Origin of the sequence: Klebsiella sp. K5-306 (assembly GCF_051835185.1) — a bacterium.
In the GTDB taxonomy this organism is placed as follows: Bacteria; Pseudomonadota; Gammaproteobacteria; order Enterobacterales; family Enterobacteriaceae; genus Klebsiella; species Klebsiella oxytoca.
Genome location: NZ_JAIFJY010000002.1, coordinates 313,297 through 333,280, shown reverse-complemented (window position 1 = coordinate 333,280; position 19,984 = coordinate 313,297). Strand labels below are relative to the sequence as shown.

15 protein-coding genes and 1 pseudogene are annotated in these 19,984 nt (G+C 57.8%); 3 read left to right on the top strand and 13 right to left on the bottom strand.

All coding sequences use genetic code 11. The features are described from left to right. The first annotated feature begins 80 nt into the window (after nt 1-80). Genes bcsE through bcsG form a run of 3 tightly spaced genes read left to right on the top strand, consistent with a single transcriptional unit; the run spans nt 81 to nt 3,504 of the window. Complete coding sequence (gene bcsE / locus K2184_RS05310; RefSeq protein WP_004106714.1) at nt 81-1,637, top strand: cellulose biosynthesis protein BcsE; 1,557 nt, start codon at nt 81-83, stop codon at nt 1,635-1,637. Next, nucleotides 1,634-1,831 carry a cellulose biosynthesis protein BcsF gene (gene bcsF, locus K2184_RS05305; protein WP_004106715.1) on the top strand — a complete coding sequence of 66 codons (198 nt, stop codon included), beginning with the start codon at nt 1,634-1,636 and terminating at the stop codon, nt 1,829-1,831. The genes bcsE and bcsF overlap by 4 nt, the downstream gene beginning before the upstream one ends. Then, nucleotides 1,828-3,504 carry a cellulose biosynthesis protein BcsG gene (gene bcsG, locus K2184_RS05300; RefSeq protein WP_004106716.1) on the top strand — a complete coding sequence of 559 codons (1,677 nt, stop codon included), beginning with the start codon at nt 1,828-1,830 and terminating at the stop codon, nt 3,502-3,504. Before bcsF ends, bcsG begins: the two co-directional genes overlap by 4 nt. An 84-nt stretch (nt 3,505-3,588) precedes the next feature. Here the strand turns inward: bcsG and K2184_RS05295 are convergent, their stop codons facing one another. The 13 genes and pseudogenes from K2184_RS05295 to dppC all read right to left on the bottom strand — a co-directional run bounded on the left by K2184_RS05295 (nt 3,589) and on the right by dppC (nt 19,975). Beyond that, nucleotides 3,589-3,696: a type I toxin-antitoxin system toxin Ldr family protein gene (locus K2184_RS05295; RefSeq protein WP_004106717.1), complete on the bottom strand. Its 108-nt coding sequence runs from the start codon at nt 3,694-3,696 to the stop codon at nt 3,589-3,591. 369 nt (nt 3,697-4,065) lie between these two features. Next, nucleotides 4,066-4,173 carry a type I toxin-antitoxin system toxin Ldr family protein gene (locus K2184_RS05290; RefSeq protein WP_196552792.1) on the bottom strand — a complete coding sequence of 36 codons (108 nt, stop codon included), beginning with the start codon at nt 4,171-4,173 and terminating at the stop codon, nt 4,066-4,068. Between the two features lie 370 nt (nt 4,174-4,543). Next, nucleotides 4,544-4,651, bottom strand: coding sequence for a type I toxin-antitoxin system toxin Ldr family protein (locus K2184_RS05285; protein ID WP_004116246.1), 108 nt, complete (start codon nt 4,649-4,651; stop codon nt 4,544-4,546). Between the two features lie 264 nt (nt 4,652-4,915). Next, the gene (locus K2184_RS05280; RefSeq protein WP_016807736.1) at nt 4,916-5,914 is read right to left on the bottom strand and encodes a glycosyl hydrolase family 8; all 999 of its coding nucleotides are present in this window, start codon (nt 5,912-5,914) and stop codon (nt 4,916-4,918) included. Nucleotides 5,915-5,925: 11 nt separating this feature from the next. After that, nucleotides 5,926-6,402 carry a cellulose biosynthesis protein BcsD gene (gene bcsD / locus K2184_RS05275; protein WP_024274803.1) on the bottom strand — a complete coding sequence of 159 codons (477 nt, stop codon included), beginning with the start codon at nt 6,400-6,402 and terminating at the stop codon, nt 5,926-5,928. Next, nucleotides 6,402-10,454, bottom strand: a complete 4,053-nt coding sequence (locus K2184_RS05270) for a cellulose biosynthesis protein BcsC (protein ID WP_023321747.1) — start codon at nt 10,452-10,454, stop codon at nt 6,402-6,404. The genes bcsD and K2184_RS05270 overlap by 1 nt, the downstream gene beginning before the upstream one ends. After that, nucleotides 10,451-12,856: a cellulose biosynthesis cyclic di-GMP-binding regulatory protein BcsB gene (bcsB, locus tag K2184_RS05265; RefSeq protein WP_023321748.1), complete on the bottom strand. Its 2,406-nt coding sequence runs from the start codon at nt 12,854-12,856 to the stop codon at nt 10,451-10,453. The genes K2184_RS05270 and bcsB overlap by 4 nt, the downstream gene beginning before the upstream one ends. Continuing rightward, complete coding sequence (bcsA, locus tag K2184_RS05260) at nt 12,853-14,964, bottom strand: UDP-forming cellulose synthase catalytic subunit (RefSeq protein WP_004106724.1); 2,112 nt, start codon at nt 14,962-14,964, stop codon at nt 12,853-12,855. The genes bcsB and bcsA overlap by 4 nt, the downstream gene beginning before the upstream one ends. A 20-nt stretch (nt 14,965-14,984) precedes the next feature. Next, nucleotides 14,985-15,777, bottom strand: a pseudogene (gene bcsQ / locus K2184_RS05255) (cellulose biosynthesis protein BcsQ). A 1-nt stretch (nt 15,778) separates the two neighbouring features. Beyond that, on the bottom strand, nt 15,779-16,366 hold the full coding sequence (locus K2184_RS05250) for a cellulose biosynthesis protein BcsO (protein ID WP_016807732.1): 588 nt from the start codon (nt 16,364-16,366) through the stop codon (nt 15,779-15,781). Between the two features lie 702 nt (nt 16,367-17,068). Beyond that, nucleotides 17,069-18,082, bottom strand: coding sequence for a dipeptide ABC transporter ATP-binding subunit DppF (gene dppF / locus K2184_RS05245; RefSeq protein WP_004106735.1), 1,014 nt, complete (start codon nt 18,080-18,082; stop codon nt 17,069-17,071). After that, complete coding sequence (gene dppD / locus K2184_RS05240; RefSeq protein ID WP_023321751.1) at nt 18,079-19,062, bottom strand: dipeptide ABC transporter ATP-binding protein; 984 nt, start codon at nt 19,060-19,062, stop codon at nt 18,079-18,081. Before dppD ends, dppF begins: the two co-directional genes overlap by 4 nt. A 10-nt stretch (nt 19,063-19,072) precedes the next feature. Beyond that, complete coding sequence (gene dppC, locus K2184_RS05235) at nt 19,073-19,975, bottom strand: dipeptide ABC transporter permease DppC (RefSeq protein ID WP_163524763.1); 903 nt, start codon at nt 19,973-19,975, stop codon at nt 19,073-19,075. Nucleotides 19,976-19,984 lie beyond the last annotated feature (9 nt).

Below are 19,984 nucleotides of genomic sequence, written 5' to 3'. Positions count from 1 at the left end.
TTTAATTTCAATGTTAGGTTTACTCTGTCGCTTTCGCTAGTAAACTAATCAAGTGTAAAACAGGTCTCACGAGGGACACCGTGGATATCGTATATTCTTTGGGTATTTCATCATTATGGGACGAAGTGTGCCATATGCCCGTTGGCGGCGTGTGGTGGCTCAATGTCGACCGCCATGCGGACGCGGTAAGCTTGCTTAATCATACGCTTGCGGCCCAGGATAAACAGGCTCGCGTTGCGACGATAGCCATGGGTGATAACCCAAATGAAATCATAAAATTAGAAAAAGATCGCGGGCCTGAGAAAATCGCATTATTTACCATGCCGAACCGCTTTGAAGGGCTGGAAGAAATGCACCGCGATTTAGTCTGTTCCCTCGAACCTGGCAATTATTTGTTTATTCTGCTATGTGCTGAAAATGCCTGGCAGAATATTAAAAGCGAACAATTATGCAATTGGGTTGAGAAATCATATCGATGGACTAATTATCATCGTTGTTCATTATTAGTGCTTAATTCCGGGCACGATATCGATAAGCAACTTTCCCCTTTATTACGCGAGTACCGCTCGCTTTCCGGACTGGCAAGTATACGTTACCAGGGAGATAACCACCTGTTCGATATTGCCTGGTGGGGCAGCGAAAAGGGCATCAGCGCCCGGCAGCAGCTCATTGTTTTACACGATGAAAACGGCTGGCGGTTGGCGCAGGACGAGGAAACGGTGGTACAACCGCGCAGCGACGAGAAAACCATCCTCAGCAACCTGCGCGTACTGGAGGGGGCGCCCGCGCTTTCCGAATACTGGACGCTGTTCGAAACCAATGACGCCGTTTTCAACGCCGGCAGAATGGCGCAGGCGGCGACGCTGATTTTCTCCATTACCCAGAACGAACAGATTGAACAGCTGGGACGCTATATCCACACCCTGCGCCGCCAGCGCGGTAGCGCGCTGAAAATTGTCGTGCGCGAGCAAACGCCAAGCCTGCGCGCCACCGATGAACGCCTGCTGCTGAGCAGCGGCGCCAATATGGTTATTCCCAGCGGCGCACCGTTATCGCGCTGCCTCACACTTATAGAAAGCGTTCAAAAACAGCAGTTTACTCGCCATATTCCGGAGGATTTTAATACTCTGCTGAACTGGAGCCAGCCGCTGAAGCTGCGCGGCTACCAGAAGTGGGATGCCTTCTGCGAAGCGGTGCACAATATTATGGCCAACACCATGCTGCCCGCCGACGGCAAAGGGGTGATGGTGGCGCTGCGCCCGGCGCCCGGTCTGCGCGTAGAGCAGGCGCTGACGCTGTGTAAGCCTAATCGCATGGGCGACATCATGACCATCGGTAATAATCGCCTGGTGCTGTTTCTGTCATTTTGCCGGGTGAACGACCTCGACACCGCGTTAAACCATATCTTCCCTTTACCTACCGGCGATATTTTCTCTAATCGTATGATTTGGTTTGAAGATAAGCAGATAGCGGCTGAAATCCTGCAGATGCGCGGGATTATGCCGGAGAACTGGAATACGCCGCTGCCTGTTTCGCTTGCCAAAAAAACGCCTATCAACGCGACCCACGACGGACGTAGCTGGCGGCGAACCCCCGAGCCGCATCGTCTGTCCATCGACGGGGAGCCAACCTTATGATGTCGATTGCCGATATTATTCAGCTGGTCGTCCTGTGCGCCCTGCTGTTCTTTCCGCTGGGTTACCTTACGCGCCACTACCAGCGGCGAATTCGCACCACGTTAAGACTGATGTTCTTTAAACCCCGTTATGTCAAACCGGCTGGCGTGCTGCGCCGGGAAGCGGCATCCAGGCAAGGCAAATCAACGAAATGACCAAACCTAAAACCCCCTCAGCGTCGCTTCCGCTCTGGCGCTACTGGCGCGGCCTATCTGGCTGGAACTTCTACTTTCTGGTGAAGTTTGCCTTGCTATGGGCGGGATACCTCAATTTTCACCCCATGCTAAACCTGGTGTTTCTGGCCTTTCTGCTGGTGCCGATTCCGCAATATAAGCTGCACCGTATTCGCCACTGGATAGCGATCCCGCTGGGCTTTATGCTGTTCTGGCACGACACCTGGCTGCCCGGCCCGGAAAGCATCGTCAGCCAGGGTTCGCAGATTGCCGGCTTCAGCGCCGACTATATCTGGGATTTGGTAACCCGCTTTATTAACTGGAATATGATTGGCGCGTTCTTCGTGCTGCTGGTTCTGTGGCTGTTTATCAGCCAGTGGCTACGGGTAACGGTATTTGTCTCAGCAATTATGATCTGGCTGGTCGCCAGTCCGCTGCTGCCCTCGTTTACCCTTTGGCCGGCAGGTCAGCCGACGACCGCGGCGGCGAATAACGCGCCGAATACCGGTGGCGGGGCAATCGTCGCGACCAACGCCGCCCCGGCGAATAACGATATCCCTGCACAAACGGAGCCGCCGACATCAGCCAATCTGACCAACTGGCTGAATACCTTTTACGCCTCTGAGCAGAAACGCAAAACCACGTTTCCTGATGCACTCCCGGCCGATGCCCAGCCGTTTGATGTCTTGATCATCAACATCTGCTCGCTCTCATGGTCGGATATCGAAGCAGCGGGATTGATGGAGCATCCGCTGTGGAAGCATTTTGACCTGCTGTTCAAAAACTTTAACTCGGCGACCTCTTACAGCGGGCCGGCAGCGGCGCGTCTGCTGCGCGCCAGCTGCGGCCAGCTCTCTCACGCCAACCTTTATCAACCCTCAGGCAGCGAATGCTATCTGTTTGAAAACCTGGCGAAGCTGGGCTTCACCCAGCAGCTGATGCTCGGTCACAACGGTGTCTTCGGCGACTTCCTGAAAGAGCTTCGTTCGTTGGGCGGTATCCAGAGCCCATTGATGGATCAAAGCGGCCTGCCGGTCATTCTGCAGGGCTTTGACGGCTCACCGGTCTATGATGACCAGGCGACGCTGAACCGCTGGCTGCAGTCGCTGGATAAACTGAATACGCCGCGCACGGCGACCTTCTACAACACGCTGCCGCTGCACGACGGCAACCACTATCCGGGCCAGAGCAAAACCGCGGACTATAAAGCCCGTGCGCAGAAGTTCTTCGACGAACTGGACAGTTTCTTTACTGAGCTGGAGAAATCGGGACGCAAGGTGATGGTCATCGTCGTGCCTGAACACGGCGCGGCATTAAAAGGCGATAAAATGCAGGTCTCCGGTCTGCGCGATATTCCCAGCCCATCCATTACCAACGTGCCGGCGGCGGTGAAATTCTTCGGCATTAAGGCAAGACATCCCGATGCGCCGATTATCATCAGCCAGCCAAGCAGCTACCTGGCGGTTTCTGAGCTGGTGGTTCGCGCCCTCGACGGCAAGATGTTTGATGAGAATGACATCAACTGGCAGCAGTACATTGCCAACCTGCCGCAGAGCGCGGCGGTGTCGGAAAACTCCAACGCCATCGTCATTCAGTATCAGGGTAAACCGTATGTTCAGTTGAACGGCGGCAGTTGGGTACCTTATCCGCAATAAAACGAAAAAGGCCGCAGGATGTTCCCCCTGCGGCCCCGTTCGGGCGCATGCTGCCACTTAGGCAGACAGATGCCCACCGGTCGTCTACTTGCGATTATCCATCCAGCTCACGATGATGCTGACCAGAATGCCAGCAATGATCAGAGCCGCCAGATCGTCCCACAGCAGCAGACCCCACTGAGCGAGCGTCATACAGCCGCCTTATTGCAATGGCAACCGTTCGCGGCTATCCTCGAATTGTCTAGGTTCGAGATTAGCCCCCGAAACGTTGCCAGGTTATACCAAACAACGTGCGGGGGTTTTCTCTTTCCAGCAACCCATCAATCGATGCCGCCGGGGTTCAAGCCCCCGCAACATTGCGCCTCACCGGGCGAGCCCGGCTTGCCGACGATTCTACTGGCCCGATCGGCTACCCGCACTCCGCCATTACGCACCATGCGAGACGCATACCAGGAAAGTGTTTTGTTGCTGCAACAAAACGAAAAAGGCCGCAGGATGTTACCCCTGCGGCCCCGTTCGGGCGCATGCTGCCACTAAGGCAGGCAGATGCCCACCGGTCGTCTACTTGCAATTATCCATCCAGCTCACGATGATGCTGACCAGAATGCCAGCAATGACCGGAGCCGCCAGATCGTCCCACAGCAGCAGACCCCACTGAGCAAGCGTCATACAGCCGCCTTATTGCAATGGCAACCGTTCGCGGCTATCCTCGAATTGTCTAGATGCGAGGTTAGCCCCCGAGACGTTGCCAGGTTGATACCAAACAACGTGCGGGGGTTTTCTCTTTCCAGCAACCCATCAATCGATGCCGCCGGGGTTCAAGCCCCCGCAACATTGCGCCTCACCGGGCGAGCCCGGCTTGCCGACGATTCTACTGGCCCGATCGGCTACCCGCACTCCGCCATTACGCACCATGCGAGACGCATTCCAGGAAAGTGTTTTGTTGCTGCAACAAAACGAAAAAGGCCGCAGGATGTTACTCCTGCGGCCCCGTTCGGGCGCATGCTGCCACTAAGGCAGGCAGATGCCCACCGGTCGTCTACTTGCGATTATCCATCCAGCTCACGATGATGCTGACCAGAATGCCAGCAATGACCGGAGCCGCCAGATCGTCCCACAGCAGCAGACCCCACTGAGCAAGCGTCATACAGCCGCCTTATTGCAATGGCAACCGTTCGCGGCTATCCTCGAATTGTTGAGGTTCGAGATTAGCCCCCGAGACGTTGCCAGGTTGATACCAAACAACGTGCGGGGGTTTTCTCTTTCCAGCAACCTATCAATCGATGCCGCCGGGGTTCAAGCCCCCGCAACATTGCGCCTCACCGGGCAAGCCGGCTTGCCCACAATTCTACGGCGCCCTTCAGATCTCAGCACCCGGCTCGACTGCGTTATTCGAGGCGCATTCCACAGTTTACGACCGTTCTTTCTTTGCCAGCCATACCAGCAGCTTCAGGCTGGCGGAGTAATAGTCGTCCTGGGAATTAATCTGCGGCTCGGCCTGCTCTTCACCAAGGGTTAAATCGCGTACCGCCAGTAGCCCGCCGGTCATAAACCACGGCGCGGCCTCATTGGTATTGACGTTTATCCAGGCCGGCGTCTGCAGACGCGGATAGCGCTGAAACCAGTTTTTCCACGGCGTCAGCAGGCTGCTTTGCGGGTCGTCCCAGTAGACATACATAGGAATGCGGATAGCATCGAAGCTCATCCGCGTCGGCCACTCTTTTGCCGGCTCCATCTTGCCGTCCGCTCTTAAGGCGACCCAGTCGCTGGGTAGCTGCGATTTCCCCCACGCCATTTTCCCCAGCAGCGCCTGAGCATCACTCTTCAGCTTTCGCCAGGCGGTCAAATGAGTACGCGCCGCGAAGGCCTGCCAGGCGGGAAAGATAAAGTAGGATGGATTCAGATTCAGATGGTCGTTGAGATAAAATCCCTTTGCGCCCGGGAGCATCACCTGACGGTCGGCGAAGGTCACCACCGTATGCTTCAGCAGCGAAGCGGTTATCGCATCCGAAGCGGTACCGTAGGTTTTTTCATGCCACTGCTGCTGCGCGCGCAGCAGTGCCCAGGCAATCAGGGTATCGCCATCGGTGGCGTCATTTTTATCCGCCACTGGATCGGGCGCCACCGGGTTATAGCGCCAGTAAAACAGCCCGTTATCTTTGTTGCGCAGGGTTTTATCTGTCCACTGCCAGAGCTTGTCAAAGGCGGGACGATCGTCGTTGGCCACCGCTAACAGCATGGCAAAACCCTGCCCTTCAGTATGAGAGACGTTGCCGTTACCGGTATCAACAATACGCCCGTCCGGCATCATAAAACGCGATTTATAACTTTCCCACGCCGTATCGGCCCACGCGTGGGGAAGCATCATCACCGTCGTTACCACGACTGTCGCTAAAGCACGCAAGGACATAAATTCACCCATTAGGGATGGAAGTAAAGAAACTGAACGTCAGAGACTGAAAACAGCCGCTCACGCTGTAAAACCACGTGCGCCGCGCCGCCCTGTCCCTGTAACCAGCGGGAATAGAGCCCCTCGAGTATGGCACAAAATGCATTACACCAGCGGATGCGCCGCGCTTCATCGCGGCTGACCGGCAGAGCCTGATGGCGTAATCGCAGGCCTTCATCGTTCACCTCGACGCTGACGAAGCCCCACTGAAAGCGGCTTAGCAGAGCATTCATGTTGGTCTCCAGCTGGCCGAGAGTCTCAGACTCCGGCAGCGGATGTTCATCGGCCAGCGCCTCGCCCATCTGCCGCAGAAAGGGCTGGCTCTCCAGCTCACCCGCGTTGTTGACCATACCATCAACCATAATGAGCAGCAGATCGAACCATCCGGCAGGCGTTTGCTGCTGCTGAAACCACGTCATAACCTGCGCGTTATTATTGTCCGTCACGATCAGTTATCTCCCAGCATGTAGCGGATATAGAGACCAGCGGTGCTCTCGTTATAATCGCCGAAGGTGTCATAGCCAACCTGACCACCGAGCGTCATTTGTTTGTTGACTTTGTAATCTGCGCCGGCGCGTAGGGTATAGCCGATACCGCTCTTCGAAGTGGCTGAATAGTAGGCTTCTTTGGCAAAACCGTTGCTCACTGCGGTCTCGAGGGCCTGCTGCCACCCGGCGTTAGTCGGGAAATAAGCGCTCTTATCCTGGCTATAGGATTGATAGCCCACCGAGCCGCCAAGTTTCATCGTCCAGTTGTCATATTTTTCCGTCAGGCTCACCGGCAGCGATACGCTGACGTAGTTCTGCGGGCTGAAGTAGCCCCCTTGCCCGTAGGTGAAGTAGCTCAGGTTTTTCGAGTAATCCATGTAACTCATGCTCAACCCGGTCTGCAGCTGACGATACTCATCGTGGTAAGGCCGCAAATAAACTCCGGCGTTGGCGTTTATGCTGGTATTGCTGGCGACGTTTTGTCCCAGGTAGCTATAGCCCCCGCCGCCGACGTAGAAACCGGCATCGCCGTCGTCATAGCTTAGCTGCAGGGTACCGCCGTTTTTGGTCACCTGCCCCCAGGTCTTGCCGGAGTAGGAATCCTTCAGCCCTACCCAGGAGAGCAGACTGTCGGTCAGCGACCGACGCTCGCCGGTAAAAATCAACGACAGATAGTTGGTCAGCTTCGGCGACCACTTTACGCCGCCCACCACGGTATTTAGATCCTGGCCCAAAGGCGTGCTGCCGATATCGACGCGGTATTCGTCGCCGCTCAGCGCCAGAGCCAGCTCCACGCCGTTGGCTTTTTGTGAATCGGTTGAGCCGCTCGCCTGATCGACATTCGGCTTCAGGCTGGAAGAGGCCAGATAGCTGGCGACCTGCCCGGAATCGTAAGTTCCGAGTTTCGCCAGATTCTCCATGCCGCTGCTGGTGGTGGCATTAAAGTCAGAGGCCTTGAGCGTGCCCAGACCGCTCAAGGCTTCCGCCCCCGGATTGTTGGCAAAGTACGTCGTGCGCTCGGTCGCGGTCATCGCCGCAATCGCCGCCTGCTCGCTGGTCGCGGTGGAAATCATATTGGAGACTGCATTGGATAGCGGGTTCGCGCCGTAACGCCGCCAGGCGTCGCCGGTCGCCGTCCCCGCGTTCAGCGTAATCGGCGTAACGGTAAAATCGAAACGCGAATCACCAAACGGCGATGAGGACCAGGTGAGCGGGGTTTTTATCTCGCTGAGCTTACTGGTGCCGGATTCGCCGTCGCGACCGCGAACCTCCATGCCCCCCTGCAGCCAGGTGCCGGTTTTTTCCTGCAACGTCTCCATCATGGTATCCACCTGGCGCAGCATCCGGGTCTGGGCGGTTTCGACCGGCAGATCGGTGCGCTGGATCCCCGGCAGCGCGCCGCCATCCCCGGTCGATACCTGAGAGACCTGCCACGGCATATATTGCCCGTAGGCGGAGGCCGCACGCGTCGCCCCGGGGGTACGCGAAACGCCGACAAACGGATTATCCGCCGCCAGCGCGCCGCCCACGGTCGGCGTTTGCGCGCCATTGCTGCTCTGTTGTCCCAGCAGCCTGCCGCGGGCGCTGCGCAGGTAAGTCATCGCCTGCTGATGATGCCCCTGCGACTCGGCAACGCGCGCCAGCAGCAGCAAACGGTCCGGCGAATTATCCGGGCGCAGTCCACCCGCCAGCTGCGCCGCCCGTTCGCTATTCCCCGCCGAGAGTGCGACATCAATAGCCCCGCTGCGCGCATCCTGCGTCGGCGTATCGCGGGTCATCAGATAGTCATAGACGACACCGGCCTCTTTGTTCATTTTGCCGCTCTGATAGAGCCGCGCCATAGCGAACATCAGATCGGTATTTTGCGGGTCGTTCTGCATCGCGCCCATCAGCTTGTCATACGCTGCCGCGTAGTTGCCCTGCTCGCGCAGATGGTCCGCTTCGTTAATCACATAACCGTTGCGAATACTGGCCAGCTGCGTCGGCGTACTGCTTGCCTGCAGCTGCGGGTTAGTGAGCAGACTCTGCGCTTCGGTTGTCAGGCCCACCTGGTTAAGTACCGTCACCTGATCGGCATAATCCCCGGCATTACCTGAGATACCGCCGTTAATATTGTTGCGCACCAGCGATACCGCGGTGGTGACATCGCCACTCTGGGCCAGCAGCCGCGCCAGTTTACCCACATCCGCCGGGGCTTCAGGCGGCGTTGCGGTCATCGTCCTGAGCGTATTAGCAGCGGCAACGGTATTGCCCTGCGCCAGATAGCTCTCCGCCGTCGCCAGCTGCAGGTTGTAGTTCACCCGTTGTTTCAGGTCGCGCATCTGGCTGGTCTGACTGGCGGGGGGAATTCTTGCCAGCAGGGTTTGCGCCTGCTGCCAGCCGCCGTTCTCGCTGGCAAAAAGTGCCGCAGCGTACAGCGAGCTGGCGCCGGCGCCGGGACGCCAGGCGGCGCCCATAACCGCATTTGCCTCACCGTCGTTACCGGCTTTTTGCAGCATACGGGCCAGATCGAGGCGCATCCACGCATCGTCCGGATAGCGAGAAAGCCCCTGGCGCAGCATGGCGATAGCCGCCGTCACGTTACCGGCGCTGGCCTGCTCCTGCGCCTGGCGACGCAGCGAATCGCCGGGCTGTCCGATGACCACCCGCGGCTGCAGTTTTTGCTGCAGGCTTTCCGGCAGCGTGCGCAGCATCGCCTGCGCTTCTGCCGTTTTATTCTGTTCGCGCAGAACGTAATAGAGATTCTCCCGCGCCGGGCCGTTTTGCGGCTGGTCGTTGAGCAGCGCCCGTAGCGTTTGTTCGGCCTGCGGCAAATCTTTGTTATGGCGCAGAACGTCGGCGCGGAACAGCTTCGCCGCCGTGCCCTGCGTCCCGCTCTGCTGCGCCAGCGGCGCAGAGAGCGCCAGCGCCTGGCTAATATTCCCTTGCTTGTAAGCCTGCTGCGCCTGGGCGAGCTGCCCGTAAAACAGCGCATCCGCCGCCTGCTGACGACGGGTTTCCGAGCCATCGCCGCCGAGATCCGCCGCCCGGCTCAAATACTGAGAGGCCGCCTGAAAATCGCCGCTGCGCTGGGCGATATAGCCCATTCCGGCCAGCGCGTCAGCGTCCTGCGGGTTGCTTTGCAGAACCTGTTCAAACTGCTGCTTCGCCGCGGCGGTATTGCCGCTGTTGAGGTCAGAATAGCCCTGGCCGCGCGCCTGGCCGCTGCGCCGTTCGCGAAAGTAGTTCTGGACTTCAGTATCCTGCGGATGACGCTGCATCCAGGTGTCGTAAAACGGCTCATCCCCCGGCTGCGGCCCCAGCCACAGCAGCGCCTGACGCAGCCCGCTATCGGCTTCTTTGCTGCCGCTGGCCATCGGCTCCAGCATGGCGATGCCTTCCCGGCGGGTCTCTTCGCGCCAGGTGAGCACTTTGCCCAGGGCAACGCGCGGCGCGTTCTCCTGCGGATGCTGCGCGACGTATTGACGTAGTTCGCTCAACGCCTGTGGGTAGAGCGCCTTGTCGCTGGCCATGGTCATATAGTATTCGGCCGCCAGCCCGGAAGGCGGAACGTTGCCGTTAAACATACTCCGCCAGGTCGCCAGCGCGGCGGGAACATTGCCGCTGCGCGCCTGCTGTCTGGCCAGAGTGAGCTGTCCCTGCGGCACCTGCGCCATTTTTTTTGCGCTATCCAGATCCTGTAGTCCGGGGCTGTCGGGCGCCGCTTTCTCCAGCCGCGCCCGCCACTGGGCTGCGGCCTGCAGATTGCCCCCCTGCTGCGCCCATAGCGCCATCAGGTACAGCGCCTGAGCGTTGTTGGCATCCACCGATAGCACTTTTTGCAGCGATTCCATCGCCAGTTCGTCATGCGATTTTTCGTGCCAGTAGTTGGCCTGTGCGAACAACGCTTGTAGCGCGGCATCGTTACCCGCCGCGTGCGCTCCGCCGAATGCGCCAAGCGTCAGCGCGCCGGACAGGCACAGCGTAGAAAATTGACGGGCTGCATGGGTATTCATTCTGCTGGCTCTTTTCATTGGCTCTCTCCCGAATCCAGGCGCTTACGAGCATGACGTTTAAACATGGCGGTCAGCGCCAGACCCAGAATCGATGTCATAATCAACCCCAGCACCGCCAGCAGCCCGGAGTGCTGATTGGCGTACCATACCGCCATCATGTACCACGGCATCTGGCCGCTGGGGAACGGCGTGCTGACCTGGAAGCTACGCACGCCGTTATCGCTGGTGATCACTGCCGTATCGCCGCGAATACCGGCATTGATACGCGGGGAATTAAGATCGTCTTCCAGTTTCGCCAGCTGATCGTCGCTGCTGGCCATCGCCACCACCACCACCCGCTGCGGGTTCCACGGTGAGCGATAGCTGATAAAACCGCGCCAGGCGCTGCTGGAGGAGAAATAGCGGTCGGCATCGACGCCGTCAGAAGCCCAGTCGCCGCTCAGCCTGCGCTGAATCTTTTCCCACAGCGTCGGTTCACGTACGCTCAGCAGGTTATCGACCGGGGCGTAGGGGGAATGGGCCAGCAGGCGCTGGTTAAACGCTTGTTGCTCGAGGGAACTGACCGCCAGCACGTCGCGATCGCGCAGCAGCGGCGCATTGGCGCCGCCGTCAGGAACGCCCAATATTACGCGGTTGTTGGCTAACGCTTTGCCGGTTGAATTACCCGAACGGGCTGCCAGATTCAGCATCATCGCCACCTGGGTTTCCGAAGGCTGTTCCGGCAGCAGCAGCGTAGTTTGCGAATAATCCGCTAACCGGGAGAACGGGAACGAAGCGCCGACAAAATAGGAAAGATTCGGCAGCAGCGAGAAGTGCCGCGTACCGCTCAAATCGATCCACGAATCGTCGGTGATTCGACTCTTGATAGTGCTGTTCAGCAGGAGCGAACAGGGCGCGTTATCCTTCGGCACCAGGTTGAAATAGAGCGACAGCTGGTTATCACCGTAAATCAGATACGGCGCCAGCGGGATAGTAAACCGTTCCTGACGCGCGTCGCCGCCCAGATGCCGCCAGAGCTTCTCCAGCGGCCCCTGTTTGTTCATCGGTAGATTATTAAGGAAGGTGTTGTTCAGCGTCACGCTCAGCAGCGACTTATCCTCGTTAATCCAGCTCTCCGACGGGAAACGATAGCCAATTTGCAGGGGGATAGTTTCTCCATCCCACAGATAAAGATCCGGCGCGGCGCGAAAGGCCACGCGCAGCGGTTCATGCCACACGCCGCTAACGGTCATACTTTGATCCTGACGGATCAGCTCGCTGATTTTTACCGGACGATCGGTGGCGATCCAGCGCGGCGCATCGTAGGGCTTGCCGACGGGAATCGCCTGCGGATCCACGGTCATGCTGGCCGTCTGCGGGGCGAAATCGCCGCGGGTCAGGCGCCACGCGGCCATGCGCAGTGCGGCGTCATTCTGGCCGACGATCAGCAGCAGCTTATAAGCCGGATTACCGGGATTTTCCACGATCCGCAGCAGCGGTTTGTCGGTTTGCGGCAGCGTCAGGCCGCCCACCCGATCCCCGGGATGACCGATGATAATCCCGTGTTTCTCGGGCAGGCGATCGCGCAGCGCGTCAAAAGCGATACCGCGATAGTCGGCCTGAATACCCAGCCATGACGACACCAGCGCCGCTGCGCTGAAAATATCCGCCGTTGGTTTCTCCGGATACGCGATAGCGATATCCGCTGGCGTCATCTGCATACGGTCGAAAAACGGGCGCGGGAAGTGGCCCAAATCGTTGCTGATATTGAGCTGCTGGCTCTCCCAGCTAAAGTGGGAGCCGGGCAGAATGGTTACCCGCGAGGTGTCGTGAATATCGAGCCGGCACTGCAGCGCATCGCCGTCGTTAATCTTAAAGCTCAGGTTGTTGCTGGACACCATCAGCGCCGCCGGGATATCCAGCTGGTAGTGCGAAACATCCTCGCCATCAGCCCCCAGCGGCAAGGTGCCGAGCGGCTGGCCGTTGAGCATTAATTGCAGCGTGGCGTTGCGGGACGCCATCGCCGGCGAAACCTTGACCTCCAGCATCAGCTGGGCGTGGGTGACCACCTGATCGGAGGGGAGCGTAAAGCTGGCGCCGCCCTGATTTTGTCCACCGCTGAGGATAATGCCGTCCGGCATGCCCATCTGCATCAGGTTAAGATTGCCGCCAACGATCGGCGTAAGCGGTACCGTATCAGGGACAACAGGCGTTATCGGCGGCAGCGCGGGTAGCGAATCCGGCTGATCGGCGTTTGCCGACGCAGCTTCCGTCGTCGCCGGTGAATTCGCTTCGCTAGCGGGCGCCGATGCGCTGTTCGCAGCCGCATCTGGAAGCGGAAAGTTAAGCTCCGGCAATGAATCTGCGGGCATCTCCTCGCTGTGCAGCGCTGGCGCAGAGAGCACTCCAACCAGCAGCGCGAGCGTCGTTAAGGATTTCATAGACTGCCATCCTCCTGCGCGGGGTTTGCCGCAGAGGGCTGACGACGCTGGCTGCGGCGCGTCTTCCACGTCAGCCAGAAGAGTTCAAATACGCAGCGTAAAATCGTGGCGAAAGAGCGGAACGGGTTGTCCTGCGGGCGCGGCGGGTTAATCCACGCATCGGCGCGGGCCAGCACCACCCGCACCAGTTCACGGCGACGGGAAAGCTGAATGTTTTCATCAAATTGCAGGCGGATAAACCGATCGTCAGCGGTGACCTGGCGTACCGGGATCGAAATCGCTCCGGACTGAAGAATCAGCTCAATCTCTTCGATTTCATCCTCCAGGTGACGCTTATCCGGCGCGCTTACGCGGCAACCGCCCATGGACAGATCTGCGGTGTGGCTGCGGGAGACAATGCCGCTGGTGTAGTGGATAAGCACCGGGATATCGACATCAATACGAATCGTTTTTCGTACCTGACGGGTTTCGCGCGCCACGGCAATGGCGGCCAGCAGGAAAATCAGGCTGTAAATCCCCCAACCGACGTTCAGCGCGATAACGTTCGGGTCTGAGCCAAAATAGTCGTGACCGATGGCGCGGACGATACCAACCACCACCCCCAGGCCCAGCAGGCAGGCGACGACCAGGTGTGGCCTGACGACGGTAAAGTCGAAGTAGCCCACGTCCAGCAGGCCGCCTTTATCGGTCACGTTGAATTTTCCGCGTTTGGGGAAAATCATGGTGACCAGCGTTGGCAGTACCAGGTGGAAGGCCAGCACGATATCGTAGATTTCGCCCCAGAAACTGTAGCGATAGCGGCCGTTCATGCGCGATCCGACATAGATCGCGAGGAACAGATGCGGCAGCGCGTAGGAAACAATCAGGCTCGCCGAGGAGTAGATGATATTCAGGTTGAACAGCAGATAGGCCAGCGGTGCGGTGACAAAGACCACGCGCGGCAGAGCGAACTGATAATAGAGCATGGCGCTGAGGTAGCACAGGCGCTGCTGGAACGTTAGCCCACGCCCAAGTAGCGGGTTATCCAGACGGAAAATTTGCGTCATCCCGCGGGCCCAGCGGGTACGCTGAATGACGTGCACCACCAGGCGTTCGGTAGCCAAACCTGCCGCCAGAGGAATATCCAGGAACGCCGATTTCCAGCCCAGACGCTGGAACTTCAGCGCGGTATGGGCGTCTTCGGTGACGGTCTCAACCGCAAAGCCACCGATCTGCTCCAGCGCAGCGCGGCGAATAACCGCGCAGGAACCGCAGAAGAAGGTCGCATTCCAGTTGTCGTTTCCCTGCTGAATCGGACCATAAAACAGCATCCCTTCGTTGGGAATATTGCGGCCGACGGAGAGATTGCGCTCGAAGGGATCCGGCGAGTAAAAATAGTGCGGCGTCTGCACCAGCGCCAGCATCGGGTCTTTGAGGAATCCCCCCACCGTTGCCTGCAAGAAGACGCGGGTTGCCACGTGGTCGCAGTCAAAAACGCAGATCAGCTCGCCGTTGGTTAGCGTCATCGCGTGGTTGAGGTTGCCTGCCTTGGCGTGTTTGTTATCGTTGCGGGTGATATACCCTACCCCAACGTCGGCGGCGAATACCGCGAATTCGTTACGCTTGCCGTCATCCAGCAAATAGATTTTTAATTTATCTTTTGGATAATCAATACATTGCGCAGCGAGCACGGTATCACGCACCACTTCAAGCGGTTCGTTATAGCTGGGAATATAGATATCTACCGTCGGCCACTGGCTCATATCATCGGGCAACGGGACGATTTCACGCTTCAGCGGCCAGACCGTTTGCAGGTAGTTCAGCAGCAACATCACCCAGATATAGACTTCCGCCAGAAACAACCCCATTCCCAGAATCGCTTCGATGGTGGAGTTGAAATGCAGGGTCTGCGTCAGACGAAAATACATATAACGGGTCGACATCAACAGCGATGTCACCACCATAATGACGGAAACGCTGCGGTTTTTACTGAAACCCATAACAAAGAGAATACCGATGCTCAGCAGGCCAAAAATAGACTGCTTTTGGCTGTCCATCGGCGTAATCACCACCAGCACGGCAATGGGCGCAAGCACCAATACCAGCGCCCAGAAAAGCGTTTTTTTCATTCAGCAGCCCTGCAGTTAAATTAAAGACCTGACCTGCGAGGCTGGCTGTGCACCGTGCCGTCGCCGATATTGATACCCAACTGCGCAGAGATTTTTTTGGCAATAATTTCAATATCAAAGGCGGCTGCGGAGGATGAGTTAAAGTCGAGGATCGACTTCTGGGAGGCATTTGCCTCCACCACGCTTTCATCACGATGAATAATGCCCAGCAGACGATCGCCCAGCTTTTCTTCCATCAACGCCGTGACATCGCGACTGACCTGGCGACGGTTATCGCTCTGGTTAATCACAAAATAGTGACCGTGTTTAGCGTTGAGAGCGCCTCCGGTCAGGCGCTGCTTTTCCACGTGCGACAATGCGGACATCGATGCGGTATCCGCCAGCAGCGGTACCAGATGCATGTCGGCCAGCGAAGTCAGCGCCTTTAGCGCGGGTGAAGGACCCGGCGGCAGGTCGGCAACGGTAATCAGCCCAGGGTAGTTAAGCAGTGCCGCCAGCCCGCGCGTCAGGAAATGCGCGTCATGGGTCAGACGCTCATCGAACGCCTGTCGCTGCGCCTCGCTCACCTCGCCGTAGGGCAAAACGAAAATATTGCTGCCGGCGCTTAACACGCACTGGCTCCAGTCATGGAGCTCCAGCGCTTTTGCGGCATACCCACGCTCATCGCCGAGAGGCACGCCAAAATGCAGGCGCAGCGCGTTCTGCACATCAAAATCCAGAGCGAGGACTTTGCTGCCTGCGCGGGCCAACGCCCAGGCCAGGTTTGCCGCCAGGGTCGTCTTTCCTACGCCGCCTTTCGGCGAACACACGCAGATCAACGGCATGTCGCAATCCTTTCTAAGAGTGATTTCAGGGGCTGATCTTTATCTTTCGCCGCTGGTGCCACCGTTTTTGCCGCAAAGAGATGGGCAAAACCGTCCACCGTCGGCGCTATCGCCGGGCGAGGTCTGACAGCCGGAGCTGGCACGTGGTCAGATAGCGGCGCAACAGGTTGCGATACGGCTGTCCGGAACGCTTGCCCGGTCGCGGCCTCGCCTGCCTGCACTATCGGTTCTACGGCAACCGGAGCAATATGACTCACCGCGGGAACAGGCTGCGGCGCGGATGGGGCGACAGGGTCGGGAATCATTACCGACGGCGCAACCGACGATGCCGCCGGCGCGGTCTGAATGGCTGTCCGCTCCACCTGATGAAACATATTGGCCGGCACCAGCTGCGGCAGGGGTAAAGATACCGATCCGCCCATAGCCAAAGAGGATGCTTGCTCCGCAGGAATAAGCTGATTGAGAATAACCCAATCGCCTTTTTCACCGGCGCCGGTTTCTGATGAGAGGTCCTTGAATGGGAGACTGTGTGTCCGCGTCTTTTCCTTAAAGCGCTGCAAATCATCATAATGGTTCATAGATAACCTCATGATTTTAAATACATCATATTTAATCTGTTTTAATTGTCATGCTATGCCGCCAGAGCATAGTTTAATGGGTTGTTTTTTGGGGAGTTACGCCCGTCACGATACGCTAACTTTAGTATTAATTTGATTATTTTGAATAAGCCTGACTGGTTTAATTCCATAGCGGTAGTGCGGCTACACTAACAGCTCTTTTTCAAAATGATAGCCCCATTTTTTGGGCGGCAGCGTCATCAATCCCCCCGCAACCTGCCGGGCTATCAGCAGACCGTAGTTTTTTATGCCGTTTAACTTTTAAAAACCGTGTAATACGCGCCGACTGAATGCGAAAGAGAAAACATTTTAATATTTTTTAATGTCTTTAGTAATCACCTGCCACGCTTAATTAAAATAATAAATAACACCGCGGCGCAAAATAAATAGCTCAGGATGTTAGCTAAAAACCAGGAATATAAAGCGTTGACCGAACAACAAGGAACAACTTCATGAATCACCTTTGCTGCTTACCCGCTCCAACCAAAGAAAGAACGAAGATAAAACAAAATATTTTCATGTAGTTATCTCGCTCTCCCGCAATAACTATTGTACTGGCGTAGGGTGCCAGCATTGTTCGTTGTAGGTTTGTTCCAACAGCGCTGAGTCCGGGCTAAAAAAAGCCGAAGCACAGGCTTCGGCTTTGATTATCGGTTACCTGGATCAGCTCAGCGGCTTCTCGCCGTTTTGATCCTGATCGACCGCAAAGCAGGCCACCAGCTGGCCGCTGTAGTCTTTCAACTGCGGTTGAAGCTGGGTACATGGGCCAAAACGGCGGCGACAGCGGGCGTTAAACGCGCATCCCGGCGGCGGATTCAGCGGGCTCGGCAGCTCGCCGGTGAGCTTGATACGCTCGCGGCGGTCATCCGGATTCAGACGCGGCGTGGCTGACAGCAGCGCCTGAGTGTACGGATGCTGCGGGTTATTGAAGATTTGATCCTTCGTCCCTTTCTCCACGCAGCGGCCCAGATACATCACCATGACTTCATCAGCGATATGCTCCACGACCGACAAATCGTGAGAGATGAAGACGTAAGAAAGCCCCATATCCTGCTGTAAATCCATCATCAGGTTCAGCACCTGCGCGCGCACCGAAACGTCCAGCGCGGAGACCGGTTCATCGGCGATCACCACGTCCGGGTCAAGCATCAGACCGCGGGCAATGGCGATACGCTGACGCTGGCCGCCGGAGAACATATGCGGATAACGGTCGTAATGTTCGGTTTTCAGACCCACTTTCGCCATCATCGCCAGCGCCTTCTCCCGGCGCTGCTCTTTGCTCAAGCTGGTGTTGATCTGCAGCGGCTCCTCGAGAATCTGCCCCACCTTTTTACGCGGGTTAAGCGAACCGTAGGGATTCTGGAACACAATCTGGATTTTCTGCCGGCGCAGCTTCTGCGCCTGCGGATCGTGCTTCAACAGGTCCTGTCCCTGGTAGTAAAGCTCGCCGCCGGTGGGAATTTCAATCATCGTCAGCAGACGACCGAGCGTCGACTTGCCGCAGCCAGACTCCCCCACCACCGCCAGCGTTTTACCGCGTTCAAGGGTAAACGAAACGCCGTCCAGCGCTTTGACCAGGCGTTCCGGCGCAAACAGCCCCTTCTTCACCGGGTAGTATTTTTTCAGATCGGTGGCCAGCAACAGAGGCTGTTGCGTGGTGGCCTCATGCGTACTCATAGCCCAGGCCTCCCGGCATCATCAAGTGGGTAATGGCATTTCGACTGGCGACCGCCGTTAAGCAGGTTCAGCTCAGGTTCTTCACTGCGGCATTTGTCTGTCGCATAGGGGCAGCGCGGATTAAGCAAACAGCCGTTCGGACGGTCGTATTTACCCGGCACCACGCCCGGCAGCGAGGCAAGGCGCGCTTTATCCTGAGCGAACTCCGGCAGCGCGCGCAGCAGCGCCTGCGTATAGGGGTGGCGAGGCGCGCGGAAGATATCCTGCGCGTCGCCGGTTTCCACCACCTGCCCCGCGTACATGACGATGATTTTGTGCGCCGCTTCGGCCACCAGCGCCAGATCGTGGGTGATCAGGATCAGCGCCATATTCTCTTTTTGCTGCAGCTCCAGCAGCAGTTCAATGATCTGCGCCTGGATAGTCACATCCAGCGCCGTCGTGGGTTCATCGGCAATCAGCAGCTTTGGCCGACAGGCGATGGCCATCGCAATCATCACGCGCTGGCTCATACCGCCGGAAAGCTGATGCGGATAGACATCAAGACGCGAAGCCGGGTCGGGGATACCGACCAGCGTCAGCAGGTCAATCGCCCGCTGCACGCGGGTTTTCTTGTTGCCGCCCTGGTGCACCTTAATGGCTTCCATGATCTGGTAGCCGACGGTATAGCACGGATTCAGGCTGGTCATCGGGTCCTGGAAGATCATCGCCACTTCCGCGCCCACCAGCTGGCGGCGCTCTTTTTCGGAAATGCGCTTCAGGTCGCGACCGTTAAACTCCAGCTTTTCAGCCATCACCCGGCCGGGATAGTCAATCAGCCCCATAATCGCCAAAGAGCTAACCGATTTACCTGAACCGGACTCGCCGACGATACCAACCACTTCGCCCTGATTTATGCTGTAGCTCACGCGATCTACGGCGCGGAACGGCGTCCCTTCGTCGCCGAAGTGCACCGAGAGTTTATCTACATTTAATAACGCCATCTCGAACCTCTTACTGCTTCAGTTTGGGATCGAGCGCGTCACGCAGACCGTCACCCATCAGGTTAAATGCCAGCACCGTCAGCAGGATAGCGACACCGGGAAAGGTGACGACCCACCAGGCGCTCTGCGCGAACTGCAACACGTCGGAGAGCATCGTGCCCCACTCCGGTGTCGGCGGCTGCGCACCCATGCCAAGGAAGCCAAGAGCGGCCATATCGAGAATGGCGTTAGAGAAGCCCAGAGACGCCTGAACAATCAGCGGCGCAAGGCAGTTAGGAAGAATGTTGATAAACATCTGACGCATCGCGCCAGCCCCCGCCACGCGGGAAGCGGTGACGTAATCGCGGTTCACCTCTACCAGCACCGCCGCGCGGGTCAGACGCACGTAGTGCGGCAGGGCGACAAAGGTCAGCGCTATTGAGGCATTGACGATCGACGGGCCGAAGATGGCCACCAGCACCAGCGCCAGCAGCAGACTTGGCAGAGCCAGCATAATGTCGACAACGCGCATAATGACCGAGTCAATCACGCCGCCAAAATAGCCCGCGACAAGACCGAGCACCACACCGAGGATCAGCGATAGCACAACGACCAGACAGCCTACCAGCAGCGACAGGCGCGCGCCGTACATCAGGCGCGACAGGATATCGCGGCCAACGTCATCGGTGCCGAGCAGGTGGGACATGCTGCCGCCCTCCTGCCAGAACGGCGGAGACAGCAGCGCATCGCGGAACTGATCCGCCGGATTGTAAGGCGCGAGGAAGTTGGCGAAGACGGCGATGATGATCATCACCGCGACATAGGCCAGCCCCACGACGGCGCCTTTATTACGTTTAAAATAGTGCCAGAACTCCTGCAACGGGGTCATTGGCACCGGCGCGGCGACAACTTTATTTTCAGTAACTTGTGACATGATGGCCCC